A 14,114-nucleotide genomic window follows, 5' to 3' on the forward strand; every position below is an offset into this window, starting at 1 on the left:
TCCCCGACACGGAGTCCCGATGGTAAAAATCCGGCGCAAACGACATATCGGCTGGTGGCTGCTGCTCGCAGCCGTCATCGTCGCCAGCGGCATCGCGTTTGCCATCATGTGGCGTCCCGCACTGGCGCCGCAGTCCACACAACCATCCTTCGACACCACCCGCATCGGGCGCGGCGCCAACCTGGCGCGCCTTGGCATGTGCGCCTCGTGCCACACGCCGGATCTGTCGCGGCCCTTCGCCGGCGGCAAGCCGATGAACACCCCGTTCGGCACGGTCCACAGCACCAACATCACCCCCGACGCCACGACCGGCATCGGCGCCTGGAGCGAAGCAGCCTTCACGCGCGCGATGCGCGAAGGCGTCGCACGCGACGGCCACCTGCTCTATCCCGCCTTCCCGTACAACCACTATGTACGCATGACGGACGGCGACATCCAGGATTTATACGCCTACTTCATGACCCGCCCCGCGATCGTGGCGCCGGCGCGCGAGAACCGGATGACGTTCCCGTTCGGGTTCCGCCCGCTGGTCGCGTTCTGGAATGTGCTGTACCTGGACGATGCGCCATGGCAGCCGGTCGCCGGGCAATCGGCCGAATGGAACCGCGGCGCGTACCTGGCCGACGCGGTTGCACACTGCGCCGCCTGCCACACGCCGCGCACGCTGCTGGGCGGCCCCGATCTGAAGAAGCAGCTTGGCGGCGGCGAAGCCGATGACTGGTACGCGCCAGCGCTGAATCAGGATTCGCCCTCGCCCCTGCCGTGGACGCGCGACCAGCTGCACGCATATCTGCGCACCGGCGTCGCGCACGACCATGCGATGGCGGCCGGGCCGATGCAGGATGTGGTCACGCACCTGGCGCAAGCCGACGAGCGCGATGTGGCGGCGCTGGCCGCCTGGACCCACAGCCAGCTGGCCAAGGCGCCGCCGCGCGCAACGCCGGCGCAGCAGGCCGGCCCGCTGCCCAAACCGGGCAACGACGACCCCGACCTGCAGCGCATGACGCTCGGCTACGCCGTGTATGCAAATTCGTGCGCACGCTGCCACGACGCCGGGCGCGACGCAAGTTCCGGCACCGCGCTGCCGCTGCAAAAAGCGATCGCGCTATACGACCCCGATCCGCGCGACCTGATTCACATCACGCTGGATGGCATCACGCCGCCCGATGGCGAGCCGTCGCGCTTCATGCCGGCCTTTAAAACGATCCTGACCGACGAACAGACCGGCGCCCTCGCGGCCTACCTGCGCAAATATGGCGCGAACCAACCCGTGTGGCCCGATCTGGACAAGGCCGTGCGCAAAGCGAGCAAAGAATGACGACCTACCGCCTGCAGGTAAACGGCAAGGTGCACGCCGTCGACCAGGATGCCGACACCCCGCTGCTGTACGTGCTGCGCAACGACCTGGAACTCAATGGCGCCAAGTTCGGCTGCGGCCTGGGCCAGTGCGGTTCGTGCACGGTGCTGCTGGACGGGAAGCCGGCGATGTCGTGTATGGTGCCAGTGTCCGTCGTCGGCCAGCGGCCGGTGCGCACGGTCGAAGGCCTGGGCAATGCCACCACCCCGGGCGTACTGCAGCAAGCGTTCATCGACGAGCAGGCCGCCCAGTGCGGCTACTGCATCGCTGGCATGCTGATGCAGGCCACGGCGCTGCTCGAAAGGACGCCGGCGCCGACCGACGCCCAGATCCGCGCCCACATGTCGCCGAACCTGTGCCGCTGCGGCACGCACATGCGCATCCTGCGCGCCGTGCGGCGCGCCGCCAATACGCTGGCAGCGAAGGGCAAGCCATGACGATCGATACCGGCCGCCGCGCATTTCTCGCTGGCGGCGGCGCCCTGACGCTGTCGTTTGCGATGCCGGCAAGCGCCTTTGCCGCCCCGGGCGAACTGCCCAAGAGCCTGGACAAGTCGCCATGGCTCGACGCCTGGATCCGCATCGAGGCCAATGAACGCATCACGGTATTTACCGGCAAGGCCGAACTGGGCCAAGGCATCAAGACTGCGCTGCTGCAGGTAGTGGCCGACGAACTGCGCCTGGCCCCTGGCCGCCTGCAGCTCGTCACCGCCGACACGGCGCGTACGCCGGACGAAGGCATCACCGCCGGCAGCAACTCGATGAAGGACAGCGGCACGGCGCTGCGCCATGCGGCCGGCCAGGTACGCATGCGCCTGGGCGAACTGGCCGCAACGCGGCTTGGCGTGCCCGCAAGCACCCTGGCGCTCAAGGATGGCGCGTTCAGTGCGGGCGGCCGGCGCGTCACGTTCGGCCAGCTGGTCACCGGCCAGGAACTGCACCTGCGCGCCACACCGACGCCGGCGCCACCCCCGCCAGGTCCGCGCACGGCAATCGGCAAGTCGGTGCCGCGCGTCGATATCCCGGCCAAGGTCACGGGTGGCGCGGCGTACGTGCAGGACCTGCGGCTGCCGCAGATGGTGCATGCGCGGATCGTGCGGCCACCGTCGCAGGCCGCGCGGCTGATCGCTGTCGATGTCGCCGCGATCGAACGCCTGCCGGGCGTGCTCAAGGTGGTGCAGGACGGGCGCTTTCTCGCCGTGATCGCCGAGGGCGAGTACCGCGCCGTGAAGGCAGCGACCGCGCTGGCGCGGGCCACGCGCTGGGAGACGCCGGCGTCGCTGCCGGTGCATCCCGACGTGAATACATTCATCCGCGCCCAGCCCGCCGAGGCGCTGCCGATCCTGGCGCGGGGCGCAGCAGGATCGGCCGGCCGCAAGTTCGCCGCGCGTTACACGCGCCCGTTCCAGCTGCACGCGTCGATTGGCCCCTCGTGCGCTGTGGCGCAGCTGGTCGATGGCCGCTACACGGTCTGGACCCACGCACAGGGCGTCTACCCGCTGCGCACGGCCCTGGCCGAACTGATCGCCGTGAACGAAGACACGATCCGCTGCATCCACGTCGAGGGGTCGGGCTGCTATGGCCACAACGGCGCCGACGATGTCGCGGCCGACGCCATCCTGCTCGCGCGCGCCCTGCCCGGCCGGCCCGTGCGCGTACAGTGGATGCGTGAAGAAGAACACGCGTGGGAGCCGTTCGGCGCGGCGATGGTGGTGCAGGTGGCCGCTACGCTCGACAGCACCGGCCGCATCGCCGACTGGCAGCACGACGTCTTCACGCCGCCGCACAACACGCGCCCCGGCAAGGCCGGCAATCTGCTGGCGGCCACCCACTTGGCGCGCCCGTTTGCGCCACCGGTCGCCAAGCCGGCACCGCAACCTGAAGGCAGTGGCGACCGCAATGCGATCCCCTATTACGTGCTGCCCAATGCGCGCGTGGTGCACCACTTCCAGCCAAAGCCGGTCCTGCGCTCGTCGGCGCTGCGCGGCCTGGGCGCCTACTGCAATGTGTTTGCCATCGAAAGCTTCATGGACGAACTGGCGCGCGCCGCGAACAGCGACCCGGTCGCGTTCCGGCTGCGGCATCTGGACGATCCACGCGCGCTCGACGTGGTCAAGCTTGCGGCAGCAAAGTTCGGCTGGGATGGCTACCGGCGCCCTGCCCGGCGCGGGCGTGGCTTCGCGTTTGCACGCTATAAAAACCTGGCGTCGTACTGCGCTATTGCGGTGGAAGTCGAGGTGGCGCGCGAAACAGGCCTGGTGCGCATCACGCGCGCGGTGAGCGCCGTCGATTGCGGCGAGATCGTCAGCCCGGACGGCGTGCGCAACCAGATCGAGGGCGGCATCATCCAGTCGGCCAGCTGGACCCTGCTGGAACAGGTGCGCTTCGACGCGTCGCGCGTCCTGACGGTGGACTGGGCGTCGTACCCGATCCTGCGCTTTGCCCAGGCGCCGGAACAGATCGACGTGCACCTGATCGACCGTCCCGGCCAGCCGTTTTTGGGCACCGGCGAAGCAGCGCAGGGCCCGGCTGCGGCAGCCATCGCGAATGCGGTGTTCGACGCCTGCGGCCTGCGCATGCGCGACCTGCCACTGGACCGGGCACGAATGCGCAAAGCGTAGGTGCAGCCTAGTTAAAAGCCTTCCAGAACATGTAGGCGGCCAGCGCGCACAGGATCACGCTGAAGATGCGCTGCAACTGCCGCACCGGCATCTTGTGCGCGGTACGCGCGCCAAGCGGCGCCATGGACACGCTGGCCAGCACGATGATCGCCAGCGCCGGCAGATAGATGAAGCCCAGCGACCAGGGTGGCAAACCGGGTTCGCCCCAGCCGAAATAGACATTCGACAGGGTGCCCATCAGCGCAACCGGAAAGCCGATCGCCGCGCTGGTGGCCACGGCATTATGAATGCGTACATTACAGCGCGTCATGAACGGCACCGAGACGAAGGCGCCACCCGCACCCACGAGCCCCGCCAGGATGCCGATCACGCTGCCCGCTGCAAACATGCCCGGTTTGCCGGGCAGCTCGCGCGCCGCCGCCGGTTTTTTCCCGATCAGCATCTGGATCGCCGAGTAAGCCACGAAACAGCCGAAAAAGAAGGCCAGCACCGGGGTGTTCATCTGCTTGCCGATCCAGGGCCCGATCCACGCACCGAGCAGGATGCCGGGCGTGAACAGGCGTACGACATGCCACAGCACCGCGCCGTGCTTGTGATGCGCACGCACCGACGACAACGAGGTAAAGAAGATGGTGCCCAATGAGGTGGCGATCGCCATGTGCACCACGAGTTCTTCGGGGAAGCCGCGCGCCGTGAAGATCATCGTGATGAACGGCACGAGGATCATGCCGCCACCGACGCCAAGCAGGCCGGCCACGAAGCCCCCGAATGCGCCCATTGCCAGCAGGGCCAGGATCAACAGCGGATCGAATGCGGGCGCCATCATCAAGCCCCCTTGCCGCGCACCAGCGCAACGATGGCCGTGTACTGGGCTTTCGTAACGGGCGAGATCGACAGCCGGCTACCCTTCTGCAGCAGCACCATGTCGTCCAGCGCGGGAACCGTGCGCAGTTCGGCCAGCGGCACGAAGCGGCCCGCTTCGACTGCCTTGACGTCGACCGATACCCAGCGCGGGGTCTCCGGCGTGGCCTTCGGATCGTGGTAATGGCTGGCGGTGTCGAACTGGGAGGCGTCCGGGTATGGGCCACTGACGATTTCGGCGATGCCTGCCACCCCCGGCAGCTTGCCGCCCGAGTGGTAGAACAGCACACCGTCGCCGACGGCCATGGCGTCGCGCATGAAGTTGCGCGCCTGGTAGTTGCGCACGCCAAACCAGGCCACGGTGGCGCCGGGGGCGGCCAGAACGTCGTCGAAACTGACTTCGTCGGGCTCGGATTTCATCAACCAATAGCGCATCGCGCTGTTCTCCCTGCCAGCACACGATGCACCGGAAGCATCAGTGAACGCGCACATAAAAAAAGCGGCTGCGTACCGAGTGCGCAACCGCTTGTATGTTTAGTCCCCGCCTGTGCCGTTTTTGCCGGCATCCTGAACCACAACGGTTCAAGGCGGTCACGGTCAGATCAATTTCGGGTTCGTCGGACTAGCGACGCTCACACCCATCGAACTTGTTCCACGACCTATGCGTAAGAATGGTTCAAGGAATATATGGCAAATCTCGAACACCGCAGGGCAGGAACAAGTTTACTCCTTTGACCAGCCCTGTCAAACGGATTCGGCCTTTCAGGCCAGATTTTCCTGGTCAGCCAGGACGCGGTCCAGCACCGTATGCATCGACTCGAGTTTTTGCTTGACCTCGAGGATCGACATGTCCGACAGCGGTCCCTGCGGCGACTTCACCGACAGGAATTCGGCAGCCACGCTCAGCGCCGCCATCACGGCGATGCGGTCGGTGCCCTTGACCTTGCCCGAATCGCGCAGCTGGCACATCTTGCCATCGAGGTAGCTCACCGCTTCGCGCAGCGTGCGCTGTTCGCCGTCGCGGCATGCCAGGCGGTAGGACTGGCCCATGATATGGACGTCGAGATGGATCATAGTGCCCCCTGACGGTGCGTGTGGGCGAGCTGAGGCGACACCGATGCATCGGAATCAGGCGGCGCCTCCTGGAGGGGCGCGTCTGTGCCAGGTTCTTCTTCGGCATCCGACGCATCCGGCGGCTTCGGCAATTCGTCGAGCAGCGCTTCAACGCGGCGCTGCGCCTCGATCAGGCGTTCCTTGAACGCGAGATTTTCTGCACTGAGCAAGGTATTGGCCTGGCGCAGCAGGTAATTCTCGGCGCGCAATGACTGGGTCAGTTGCGCAAGCCGGTCGATTTTGTCTGAAAGGTCTTGGAATTCGGAAATCATCCGACACTATAGGATCGAGTTGCTTTTTCCGTCAACCGGTGCTCATTGCCGTGCGGCAGTAATAGCAGACTAGCGTGCGGCGTCAATCTGGTCAGCGGTGTACGCTGCCGGCCTTCCGTCATTCCACGAGCGGCGGACAAACTGCGGCAAACATTGCGAATATGCCAATGTCATCATTGCGCTATATCACATGTTTAAAATGATTTCACCATCATGCGCCTTGAAAAGGCAGGTTATCGTCCCTATAATTAGCACTCGTTAGCTGAGAGTGCTAACAACTCTTTGCAGACCGGCGCAGCATTCACAAGCTTGCTGCGACGGTGTCAAAAACGCCAGTTAAACCATTGAATATTAAGGAGTTTTGCATGAACCTTCGCCCTCTGCACGATCGCGTAATCGTGAAGCGTCTCGACCAGGAAACCAAAACTGCGTCCGGCCTGATCATCCCTGATGCCGCGGCAGAGAAGCCGGACCAAGGCGAAGTTCTCGCCGTTGGTAACGGTAAAGTGCAAGATAACGGCCAGCTCCGCCCTCTGGAAGTGAAAGTCGGCGATCGCGTGCTGTTCTCCAAGTATGGCGCTCAGACCGTCAAGATCGATGGCCAGGAACTGCTGGTGCTGCGCGAAGAAGAAATCCTCGCGATCGTCGCACTGTAATTTCTGACCCCATTCACGAACATTTCGGAGAAACAACAAATGGCAGCTAAAGAAGTAGTATTCGGCGACGCAGCGCGCGCCAAGATGGTCGAAGGCGTCAACATCCTCGCCAATGCAGTCAAAGTCACCCTGGGCCCGAAAGGCCGTAACGTCGTGCTCGAGCGCTCGTTCGGCGCGCCGACCGTCACCAAGGATGGTGTCTCGGTCGCAAAAGAAATCGAACTGAAAGACAAGCTGCAGAACATGGGCGCGCAGATGGTCAAGGAAGTTGCTTCCAAGACCAGCGACAACGCCGGTGACGGCACCACCACCGCGACCGTGCTGGCACAAGCCATCGTGCGCGAAGGCATGAAGTTCGTTGCCGCCGGCATGAACCCGATGGACCTGAAGCGCGGCATCGACAAGGCAGTTGCTGCCACCGTCGAAGAACTGCGCAAGATCGCCAAGCCAACCACCACCACCAAAGAGATCGCACAAGTCGGCGCCATTTCGGCCAACTCGGAAACCTCGATCGGTGAGCGCATCGCTGAAGCGATGGAAAAAGTGGGCAAGGAAGGCGTCATCACCGTGGAAGACGGCAAGTCGCTGAACGACGAGCTGGACATCGTGGAAGGCATGCAGTTCGACCGCGGCTACCTGTCGCCGTACTTCATCAACAACCCGGACAAGCAAGTCGCTGTGCACGAAAATCCATTCGTCCTGCTGTGCGACAAGAAAATCTCGAACATCCGTGACCTGCTGCCGGTACTGGAACAAGTCGCGAAAGCTGGCCGTCCACTGGTCATCGTCGCTGAAGACATCGACGGCGAAGCGCTGGCGACCCTGGTCGTCAACAACATCCGCGGCATCCTGAAGACCGTCGCTGTCAAGGCCCCGGGCTTTGGCGACCGTCGCAAGGCCATGCTGGAAGACATCGCTGTCCTGACCGGCGGCCAGGTCATCGCTGAAGAAGTCGGCCTGACGCTCGAAAAGGTCACGCTGGAAGAGCTGGGCCAGGCCAAGCGCATCGAAGTCGGCAAGGAAAACACCATCATCATCGACGGCGCCGGCCAGGCTGAATCGATCGAAGGCCGCGTCAAGATGATCCGCGCCCAGATCGAAGAAGCAACCTCGGACTACGACCGCGAAAAACTGCAAGAGCGCGTGGCCAAACTGGCCGGCGGCGTTGCCGTGATCCGCGTCGGTGCAGCTACCGAAGTCGAGATGAAAGAAAAGAAAGCACGCGTCGAAGATGCACTGCACGCTACCCGCGCTGCCGTGGAAGAAGGCATCGTTGCCGGCGGCGGCGTGGCCCTGCTGCGCGCTCGTGCCAACATCACCGTCAAGGGCGACAACCCTGACCAGGACGCTGGTATCAAGATCGTCCTGCGCGCAATGGAAGAGCCACTGCGCATGATCGTCCAGAACGCCGGCGAAGAGCCATCGGTCGTCGTTGCAGCAGTGTTGGCCGGCACCGGCAACTACGGCTACAACGCAGCCAACGGCACCTACGGCGACATGGTCGAAATGGGCGTGCTGGATCCAGCCAAGGTCACCCGTTCGGCACTGCAGAATGCAGCGTCGATCGCCGGCCTGATGCTGACCACCGACTGCATGGTCTCGGAACTGTCGGAAGACAAGCCAGCCGGCGGCATGGGTGGTATGGGCGGCATGGGCGGTATGGGTGGTATGGACGGCATGATGTAATTGCCGGGGCAGTCCGGGCGAAGCGCGCTGCATGCTTCGCCCATACTACCCACGATAAAAAACCCGCGAGGTTCACACCTCGCGGGTTTTTTGTTGTCTGCGTTTTTTGCGTCTCAGCGGGCGCGCGGGCCCTTGCGACGCAGCCACAGCAGCGCGGCCAGTGCGATGCCGCCGAGCCACAGCGTGCCTGGTTCAGGCACTTCGGTTGGCGCGAGCGGGTCGACCACGGTATTGCCCGGCGGCGTCGGGGCGGCTGGCGTGGCCGGCGTGGCAGGAAGCGTGACCGGCGTATCGGCACCAGTGCCTGGCGTTGGCAGTGACGGCGTGGCAGGGGCTGGCAGATCGGCACCGCTACCGTCCGGTACGGCGACCGGGAGCGGATCCGGGCTGTCGCCAGCACCGACTGTCGGGCTGTCGCCTTCCGGCACCGCTGGTGCCGGCACGTCAATGACGGTGTCGTCGTTGTCGATGATACGGCTGGCGGGGCTCAGCACGCCGCCACGGTAGATCGGTGCGTTATACCAGTCCGGCATGCCAGGCGCCTGACCCGCGCGGGACGGCGTCGGCGCCGGTGTCGTATTTGCCAGCGTCAGCAAGCCGGCGCCGTTCGGGAAGCCGGTCACGTCGTAACGCTGCCCCACCGCTTCGCCGTTGGGCAGGTCATCCATGCCCACGGGCAGCACGCCGCCCTCTTCACCGGGCACACCAGCCATGTCGGATGGGGCGCCGACAGCGAGCACGGTATCAAGCTCGGCTTCGCTTGGTCCATGGGGTTCGACCGGATACTGCGGCACGTCCGAGATGCGGTTGGCACAGCGGGCGCGGATCTCGTGCTCGCCGTCGGTCAGGAGGGTCTCGCCCTGCTCGAGCATGACCTTCTTCGAGGTCCAGTAGATCTGGTCGTTCTTGCGGTACGAGACATACACCGCGCGCGGCGCCGTCACCGTCACGGCGCGCGCATTGTCGACATTGAAGGTTGCGTAGTGCGCCGCTACGAGCCGGTCGGTTCGCAAGATCTGCGCCAGTTCGACCTTGTCCGCTACGCCACCCGGCACGACCGAATGGCGGTAGATACGACGCGCCGTGGCTGCCTGCTGCGCTGTTGGCGCAGTCGGGCTCAACGCATGCGCCGGCGCTGCGGTGGCCGCTGCCACGTTCGATGCCTGCCCGAACGTCGGCCAGCCCATCGACGGCGATGGCAACACAATGCCGGCCACACCAGCGGCAACGCCCAGCACGGCAAGCGCCATCAGGCGTTTTTCGCGGTGCAAGCTGCGTTCGAGACGACGTTGATAAGTAGCGCGGGTGTCCATTGCGGTGTACCGACTGGTAGGAGTGATCCTACAGAATATCATTACTTGCACTAACTAAATCAAATGCCACCACGAAACACATGAGGAGCGTGGTGTAAACCACGAAAGCATTTCCATGCGGAAATAATAACGTTTGTATGGACGCTGTGAACGCATCATTTGCCGCTAAAACAGGCATGGTTTAGTATGGCCGTCTCGTCTCACGGAACCTGCCATGTCCCCACGCCCCGCTGCCTTCCCTGCCCTGCGCACGATCCTCGCCGCGCTTGCCGTGTGCTGCGCGGTCGCTGCCTGCCAGCGCGCCGACCGGCCGGCGCCCTCACCCGCCCCGGCGCCGGCCATACCCGCCGCCCAGGCGCCTGCGCAGAGCAAGGAACAGGCAATGGCCGCATTGCTGGCACTACCGGAACTGAAGGCCTGGTCGGCGCAGATCGAACGGCGCACGGACGGCAAGGCGCACGGCGCCGTGGTTGAGGACAACCCGACGCCGCGCGAAGTGAATGGCAAGACCTACTACCAGCTGAGTTTTGTCGAGAACCGCGCGCAGGACGCGCGGCGGCAAGAGAGCTTTCTGGTCGCACAGGACGGCAGCGAGATCCTGGTCGAGGATACCGAGTCCGACACCCTGCTGAGCCTGCAGGAATGGCGCCGCACGATCGCGCGCGTCAACCTGAAAAGCGCAGATTAACTATCAAGGTGCGAGATCAGCAGCCGGCGCGGATCCTGGCCCGGCGCCGGTCCATGCTGGCCATCGACCGAGATCCCGACAGCCATGATGTCGATCAGCAGCAATTGCAGAATGCGCGAAATCATCGACAGGAAACTCGTGCTGTCCTCGGCGTGATCGACCGCCAGGCACACACTGGCCTTGCGCGCCAGCGGCGACTGGCTGTTGCTGATCGCAATGACGTCGGCGCCAGCTGCGCGCGCGATGTCCACCGCCTCCAGCAGTTCGGGCAAGCCACCTGAATTCGACACCGCAATCACCACGTCGCCCGGCCCCAGTAATTCGGCGGCCAGCGTGAACAGGTGCGCGTCGCCATACAGCGCAGTAGGGATGCGAAAGCGGAAGAACTTGTGCTGGCCGTCCAGCGCCACCGCGCGCGAATTGCCCATCGCGTAAAACTCGACCCGCTTGGCGCGGCTGACCATCTCGATCGCACGGTCCAGCGAGCGCACGTCGAGCTGGTCGCGAAAACGCAGGATCGCCGACACCGTATTGTCGATCACCTTGGCCGACAGATCGTGCGTGCTGTCGCTCAGGCGCACCTGGCTGTGGCGCACGGGGATCGAGCCGGTCAGGCTGCTGGCGAACTTGAGCTTGAAATCGGCCAGGCCCTGGAAGCCCAGCGAGCGGCAAAACCGGATCACGGTCGGCTGGCTCACGTCGGCCAGGCGCGCGATCTCGGCGATCGGTTCATTGAGCACCATGCGCGGCTGGTCGATCACGAGACTGGCCACGCGCCCTTCGGCGGGCGAGAGCTCATGGCGCAGCTGCGTGATGCGCTCCATCAGCGTGTTGGCGCCGCTGCGCCCGCGCAGGTGTTCGGCCAGGATGGTGGCCACGCCATGGAAGGCGGGGTTCGGCGTCGTGATCACCCAGGTCGGAATGTCGGCCAGGTAGTCCGAGAAGCGGCCCTTGGCTTCGAAGCGCGCGCGAAACGGCGAGCTGGCAAACCACTCGCCCAGGCGCGGCACGATGCCCCCGCCGATGTACACGCCGCCAAACGCGCCGAGCGTGACGGCCAGATTGGCTGCCGCGCCGCCCAGCATGCCGCAGAAGCATTCGAGCGTTTCCAGGCACAGCGCATCGTTCTGTTCCAGCGCGCCGGCCACGATCGTCGCGGCCGTGCGCGGCGCGGCATCGACGCCATTGCGGTCGGCCAGCGCGCGGTAGATCACTTCCATCCCGGGCCCGGAAATCAGGCGCTCGTTCGACACGTGCGGCCACTCGCGCCACGCGTATTGCAGGATCGCGAATTCGCGCTCGTCGAACGGCGCGAAGTTCACGTGCCCGCCCTCGCTGCCCAGCGTGACGAAACCGTCGGCGGTCGGAATGCCGCCCGAGACGCCCAGGCCCGTGCCCGGCCCCAGCACGCCGATGACGGCGCCCGGCACCGCCTTGCCCGGGCCGACCTGCATCAGGTCGTCGCGCGCAAAATTGGGCAAGGCCGTGGCCAGCGCCGTGAAGTCATTGACGATCAACAGCGTGGCCAGGCCCAGCTCGCGCCGCACCGCATCGGTGGAAAACTCCCACGCGCGGTTGGTCATGCGCACATAGTCGCCGCTGATCGGATTGGCCACCGCAAAGGCGCCGTGGTGCAACGTGACGTCCTGGTGGTCGAGCAGATAATGGCGCAGCAGCGGCACGATGCCGGCGAAGTCGTCGCAGCGCAGCACTGCCACGTCGCGAAACACGCCGGGCGCGCATTGCAGCGCGAAGCGCGCATGCGTGGCGCCAATGTCCGCGAGCAGGCGCGGGCCATCGGCAAACGCCGTGCGCGCGAATTTCTCGGGCTGCGCGCCGGCCATCAGCGCTTCGCCGCCACGGTGCCGAACCAGGCGCCGAAAGGCGCCAGCGTGACGCGGCCCTGCTGCGCGCTCCCCTGCAGACCATCGACCGGCATCTGCGCCACGCCGTCGGTTGCCGGCCAGTCGAAGCTGACTTCCTCACCCGACAGGTTGAACGCGGCCAGCACGCTGTCATGCCCGGCCAGGTCGCGACGCAGGGCCAGGACCGGCTCGGGCGCATCGAAGAACGCGATCTCGCCGCGCGTGAGTTGTGGCAGGCTGCGGCGCAGGGCGATGAAGCGGCGCTGGAAGTTCAGCATCGAGTCATGGTCGCGGTCCTGCAGGTCGACGGCCGCCTTGACGTGCGCGGCGTCCACCGGCAGCCATGGCTGGCCGTCGGTAAAGCCCGCATGCGGAGCGTCGGCGACCCAAGGCATCGGTGTGCGGCAGCCATCGCGGCCCTTGAACTCGGGCCAGAAGGTCTTGCCGTACGGGTCCTGCAGCAGTTCGTACGGCACATCGGCCTCGGTCAGGCCAAGTTCATCGCCCTGGTACAGGCATGGCGTGCCCTTGAGCGAGAGCTGCATCGCCAGCACCAGCTTGGTGAAACCAGGGGCCGGGTTGACGCCGCCCCAGCGCGTGGCCACGCGGATCGCATCGTGGTTACCGACCGACCAGGACGCCCAGCCATCCTTGACGCGCTCGTTGAATTCCTCGACCTGGCGGCGCACGTGCGCGGCCGTGAAGACCGGCGTGAGCAGGTTGAAGCTGTAGGCCATGTGCAGCTTGTTGCCGCCTTCGGTGTATTCGCTCATCTGGGCCAGCGCGTCGTCCGAGCTGATTTCGCCGATCGACACGGCGCCGAATTCATTGAGTTGCGCGCGCACGCGCTCGAGGAACGCGATGTTCTCGGGCTGCGTCTTGTCGTACAGGTGCGCCTGCATGCCGTACGGGTTCACGTCCGTCACGGTCGACGTGTCGCGCACCAGCGCCGGCGGGTTGCTGCGCAGCTGGCGGTCGTGGAAGTGGAACACGCACGCATCCATGCGCACGCCATCCACGCCGCGCTCGAGCCAGAAACGCTGCGCATCGAGGTGCGCCTGCTGCACCAGCGGGTTGTGGAAGTTCAGCTGCGGCTGGCTCACCAGGAAGTTATGCAGGTAGTACTGCTTGCGGCGGGTGTCCCATTGCCACGACGAGCCGCCGAACACCGACAGCCAGTTGTTGGGCGGGTTGCCGTCCGGGAGCGGGTCGGCCCACACATACCAGTCCGACTTCGGATTATCGCGGCTGGCGCGGCTTTCGACGAACCATTTGTGCGTGTCGGCCGTGTGCGACATGACCTGGTCGATCATGATCTTCAGGCCCAGGCTGTGCGCCTTGGCGACCATGCGATCGAAATCGGCCAGGTCGCCGAACAGCGGATCGACGTCACAATAGTCTTCGATGTCGTAGCCAAAATCGGCCATTGGCGACTTGAAGAACGGCGACAGCCAGACGATGTCCACGCCCAGGCTCGCGATGTAGTCGAGCTTTTCGGTCACGCCGTTCAGGTCGCCGACCCCGTCACCGTTCGTGTCGAGGAAGCTGCGCGGGTACACCTGATAGATGATGGCTTCGCGCCACCAGTTCGGGTTGTCGGTCGTCGAGATCTGGGTCATTGGCTGGTCCGGGCGGATACATGATGTGGAATTCTAGGCAATATACATCAGGCGAACCTTCTTG

13 protein-coding genes and 1 other RNA gene are annotated in these 14,114 nt (G+C 65.1%); 6 read left to right on the forward strand and 8 right to left on the reverse strand.

Annotated elements, in window-relative coordinates; translation table 11 throughout:
• Positions 1-19 precede the first annotated feature (19 nt).
• From NX775_RS07745 to NX775_RS07755, 3 genes are read left to right on the forward strand one after another with little or no spacing between them, the layout of a single operon-like run.
• Entirely contained in the window at positions 20-1,318 is a 1,299-nt protein-coding gene (locus NX775_RS07745; RefSeq protein WP_258835471.1) for a c-type cytochrome, read from the forward strand.
• On the forward strand, positions 1,315-1,794 hold the full coding sequence (locus tag NX775_RS07750; protein WP_258835472.1) for a (2Fe-2S)-binding protein: 480 nt from the start codon (positions 1,315-1,317) through the stop codon (positions 1,792-1,794). Before NX775_RS07745 ends, NX775_RS07750 begins: the two co-directional genes overlap by 4 nt.
• Complete coding sequence (locus NX775_RS07755) at positions 1,791-3,977, forward strand: xanthine dehydrogenase family protein molybdopterin-binding subunit (protein ID WP_258835473.1); 2,187 nt, start codon at positions 1,791-1,793, stop codon at positions 3,975-3,977. Before NX775_RS07750 ends, NX775_RS07755 begins: the two co-directional genes overlap by 4 nt.
• 7 nt (positions 3,978-3,984) lie before the next feature.
• Here the strand turns inward: NX775_RS07755 and NX775_RS07760 are convergent, their stop codons facing one another.
• The 5 genes from NX775_RS07760 to NX775_RS07780 all read right to left on the reverse strand — a co-directional run bounded on the left by NX775_RS07760 (position 3,985) and on the right by NX775_RS07780 (position 6,223).
• Positions 3,985-4,800 (reverse strand): sulfite exporter TauE/SafE family protein, encoded by an 816-nt coding sequence (locus NX775_RS07760; RefSeq protein ID WP_370660571.1) that lies wholly within the window; start codon positions 4,798-4,800, stop codon positions 3,985-3,987.
• Between the two features lie 2 nt (positions 4,801-4,802).
• Positions 4,803-5,273, reverse strand: coding sequence for an EVE domain-containing protein (locus tag NX775_RS07765; protein WP_258835475.1), 471 nt, complete (start codon positions 5,271-5,273; stop codon positions 4,803-4,805).
• Positions 5,274-5,372: 99 nt separating this feature from the next.
• Positions 5,373-5,554: non-coding RNA, 6S RNA (ssrS, locus tag NX775_RS07770), on the reverse strand.
• A gap of 46 nt (positions 5,555-5,600) precedes the next feature.
• Entirely contained in the window at positions 5,601-5,912 is a 312-nt protein-coding gene (locus NX775_RS07775) for a cell division protein ZapA (protein WP_258835476.1), read from the reverse strand.
• Positions 5,909-6,223, reverse strand: a complete 315-nt coding sequence (locus tag NX775_RS07780) for a hypothetical protein (protein WP_258835477.1) — start codon at positions 6,221-6,223, stop codon at positions 5,909-5,911. Before NX775_RS07780 ends, NX775_RS07775 begins: the two co-directional genes overlap by 4 nt.
• A gap of 365 nt (positions 6,224-6,588) precedes the next feature.
• Between NX775_RS07780 and groES the strand changes: the two genes are divergently transcribed.
• On the forward strand, positions 6,589-6,879 hold the full coding sequence (gene groES, locus NX775_RS07785; RefSeq protein WP_183555885.1) for a co-chaperone GroES: 291 nt from the start codon (positions 6,589-6,591) through the stop codon (positions 6,877-6,879).
• Positions 6,880-6,918: 39 nt separating this feature from the next.
• Positions 6,919-8,565 (forward strand): chaperonin GroEL, encoded by a 1,647-nt coding sequence (gene groL / locus NX775_RS07790; protein WP_183555886.1) that lies wholly within the window; start codon positions 6,919-6,921, stop codon positions 8,563-8,565.
• Positions 8,566-8,678: 113 nt separating this feature from the next.
• Here groL and NX775_RS07795 read toward each other — a convergent pair whose 3' ends face one another.
• Positions 8,679-9,878 carry a PEP-CTERM sorting domain-containing protein gene (locus NX775_RS07795; protein ID WP_258835478.1) on the reverse strand — a complete coding sequence of 400 codons (1,200 nt, stop codon included), beginning with the start codon at positions 9,876-9,878 and terminating at the stop codon, positions 8,679-8,681.
• A gap of 214 nt (positions 9,879-10,092) precedes the next feature.
• On the opposite strand from NX775_RS07795, the gene NX775_RS07800 reads away from it, so the two are divergent.
• The gene (locus NX775_RS07800) at positions 10,093-10,566 is read left to right on the forward strand and encodes a hypothetical protein (protein WP_258835479.1); all 474 of its coding nucleotides are present in this window, start codon (positions 10,093-10,095) and stop codon (positions 10,564-10,566) included.
• Here the strand turns inward: NX775_RS07800 and NX775_RS07805 are convergent.
• The gene (locus tag NX775_RS07805; RefSeq protein ID WP_183555889.1) at positions 10,563-12,410 is read right to left on the reverse strand and encodes a glucokinase; all 1,848 of its coding nucleotides are present in this window, start codon (positions 12,408-12,410) and stop codon (positions 10,563-10,565) included. The genes NX775_RS07800 and NX775_RS07805 overlap by 4 nt on opposite strands.
• The gene (locus NX775_RS07810; RefSeq protein ID WP_258835480.1) at positions 12,410-14,050 is read right to left on the reverse strand and encodes an alpha-amylase family glycosyl hydrolase; all 1,641 of its coding nucleotides are present in this window, start codon (positions 14,048-14,050) and stop codon (positions 12,410-12,412) included. The genes NX775_RS07805 and NX775_RS07810 overlap by 1 nt, the downstream gene beginning before the upstream one ends.
• Positions 14,051-14,114: the final 64 nt, after the last annotated feature.

Source organism: Massilia aurea, from assembly GCF_024753205.1.
Taxonomy (GTDB): domain Bacteria; phylum Pseudomonadota; class Gammaproteobacteria; order Burkholderiales; family Burkholderiaceae_D; genus Telluria; species Telluria aurea.

Coding starts and splice junctions, on each gene's coding strand:
- NX775_RS07755 (WP_258835473.1), top strand. CDS start 1,791: ATGACGATCGATACCGGCCGCCGCGCATTTCTCGCTGGCGGCGGCGCC.
- NX775_RS07795 (WP_258835478.1), bottom strand. CDS start 9,878: ATGGACACCCGCGCTACTTATCAACGTCGTCTCGAACGCAGCTTGCAC.
- NX775_RS07760 (WP_370660571.1), bottom strand. CDS start 4,800: ATGGCGCCCGCATTCGATCCGCTGTTGATCCTGGCCCTGCTGGCAATG.
- NX775_RS07750 (WP_258835472.1), top strand. CDS start 1,315: ATGACGACCTACCGCCTGCAGGTAAACGGCAAGGTGCACGCCGTCGAC.
- groL (WP_183555886.1), top strand. CDS start 6,919: ATGGCAGCTAAAGAAGTAGTATTCGGCGACGCAGCGCGCGCCAAGATG.
- NX775_RS07765 (WP_258835475.1), bottom strand. CDS start 5,273: ATGCGCTATTGGTTGATGAAATCCGAGCCCGACGAAGTCAGTTTCGAC.
- NX775_RS07745 (WP_258835471.1), top strand. CDS start 20: ATGGTAAAAATCCGGCGCAAACGACATATCGGCTGGTGGCTGCTGCTC.
- NX775_RS07775 (WP_258835476.1), bottom strand. CDS start 5,912: ATGATCCATCTCGACGTCCATATCATGGGCCAGTCCTACCGCCTGGCA.
- NX775_RS07805 (WP_183555889.1), bottom strand. CDS start 12,410: ATGGCCGGCGCGCAGCCCGAGAAATTCGCGCGCACGGCGTTTGCCGAT.
- groES (WP_183555885.1), top strand. CDS start 6,589: ATGAACCTTCGCCCTCTGCACGATCGCGTAATCGTGAAGCGTCTCGAC.
- NX775_RS07800 (WP_258835479.1), top strand. CDS start 10,093: ATGTCCCCACGCCCCGCTGCCTTCCCTGCCCTGCGCACGATCCTCGCC.
- NX775_RS07810 (WP_258835480.1), bottom strand. CDS start 14,050: ATGACCCAGATCTCGACGACCGACAACCCGAACTGGTGGCGCGAAGCC.
- NX775_RS07780 (WP_258835477.1), bottom strand. CDS start 6,223: ATGATTTCCGAATTCCAAGACCTTTCAGACAAAATCGACCGGCTTGCG.